Here is a 1,608-nt window from a genome sequence, read left to right on the forward strand (position 1 = left end):
GTCAGGTGCTCCAGCCGGGCCACGAGACGCTTACGGGCAGAGCGGATCTGCCGGGCGGTCGTCCCACCCCACACACCGTGGTCCTCTCCGGCGACGACCGCGTACATGACGCAGTGGCGGGTGACCGGGCAGACGGCGCACACCTCGGCGGCTTCCCGCCCGTCGGTGAGAATCCGCGCCCGCTCTGTGTCGGTGGTGTGGCGGGTGAGGCCGGGAGTGAAGAAGATGTCCGGCTTGGCGTGCCCGCGGCAGGCGGCGTCGAGGCGCCACGCCTGGCCGGCGAGCACCTGTCGGATGTCGGCGCGGAGCCGGGCGAGGTCTTCGGACGGGCTACGGGCCGCGTTGCTACCCACGGGCAGGTCAACGACGACGGGTCGCGCCACGGCTGGCGCGGAGCATGGCAAGCTAGCCACGGGTTCTCTCCTCCTGGTTGATGCAGGGGGACGGGAGCCAAGTCCCGGGCCAGGGGTGGAGCCCTGCGCCCGGGGCGACCCCAGTGGAGTGGGTTCGCCTCTCGGCTCGTATTCGTTTGTTTAAGTCGCTGGGACGACACTATCCCGAGAATTGGGCGTTGTGAAGACCCCACGCCGGTTACTTTGAAGGTTTCGACTACAGTTCCGTATCCCCGCAGGTAGACTGCGTGTCACGGGTGTCATGACACCGTCGTGACACTGTCTGTTCAGCGACGGGGGCCGCGTGTCTGCAGGCACACCACGAAGATCCTTCCGCCTGTCCGAGGGCGAGTGGCGGGCCACGATGGCACGCGTGCAACAGGCCCGCGGAACCGGCGGGGAGGTCACCCCGCTCATCCGCGCCCTGCTCGCCATCTACCGGGCGGTGCCGCTACGCATGGAACGGCAGCTCAGAGCCCGCGCGCTGCTGGAGGACCGGCCAGTCGCCGACCTGGTCGTCGAGGCGCTGGGCTGCTACCTGTCGGAGCCTGAACAGCAGAAGGCCCCGCCACCCGGGGAGGGTGACGGGGCCGAGGAGAAGGAAGGCTAGGACGTGGTCAGCTCCTTCGCTGGTTGCGGGCTAGTGGCGCATGACGGGCAGATGCCCGGCCATCCGATGCCGTCCGGCGCCTGGTCGTCGATCGCGGCCTGCTGGAACTGGGAGCCACACGGGCAGCCAGCGGCCGTCATGCTGCTTCCGGGTCGTTCAGGTTGATTGGCCCGGGGCAGCGGAGTTCGCAGACGTGGCACGGCCAGTGCTCCTCGTGGCAGTTCTGCACCCGGGCGTGTTGGATCAGTTCGCCGTTCCGCCAGCCGGCGGCGATGCACCGGTCTTCGCCTTCGGAGCAGGTGAAGGTGTCGTCCTGGTGGTCGGTGCGAGTGCCGGGGCAGTAGAGCTTGCGGGGCTGCCGGTTGGCGTAGGCCCACGCCCGGTCGTAGGTGAGGGCGAAGTTCGCGGCAAGCGGCGCGGGGCCGTTCTTTGCCTTCGGGGGCCGTCCGATGCAGGTGGCGCGGCGGTGGAACCGGACAGGCCGGTCCTCCCCGCCCGCCCACGGGTTCCGTCCGTCGTAGTCGACGGTCTTCTGCCTGTCGCCGGTCTTCTCGCCGCACCCAAGGCAGTGATCTCTTCTGGTGTGGCGCCGTGCGTTCTCGGCAT

At 69.3% G+C, this 1,608-nt stretch carries 3 protein-coding genes; 1 reads left to right on the forward strand and 2 read right to left on the reverse strand.

Annotated features, from left to right (window positions below; translation table 11 throughout):
• Nucleotides 1–413: WhiB family transcriptional regulator (locus FDN03_RS16330; protein WP_138178625.1), on the reverse strand; the 413-nt coding region annotated here is incomplete at its 3' end.
• A 343-nt stretch (nucleotides 414–756) separates the two neighbouring features.
• On the opposite strand from FDN03_RS16330, the gene FDN03_RS16335 reads away from it, so the two are divergent.
• The gene (locus FDN03_RS16335; RefSeq protein WP_138178626.1) at nucleotides 757–1,002 is read left to right on the forward strand and encodes a hypothetical protein; all 246 of its coding nucleotides are present in this window, start codon (nucleotides 757–759) and stop codon (nucleotides 1,000–1,002) included.
• A 136-nt stretch (nucleotides 1,003–1,138) separates the two neighbouring features.
• Here the strand turns inward: FDN03_RS16335 and FDN03_RS16555 are convergent.
• A partial coding sequence (locus tag FDN03_RS16555; protein ID WP_171021303.1) for a hypothetical protein occupies nucleotides 1,139–1,608 on the reverse strand: 470 nt, incomplete at its 5' end.

Source organism: Glutamicibacter sp. V16R2B1 (assembly GCF_005774635.1).
Classification (GTDB): domain Bacteria; phylum Actinomycetota; class Actinomycetes; order Actinomycetales; family Micrococcaceae; genus Glutamicibacter; species Glutamicibacter creatinolyticus.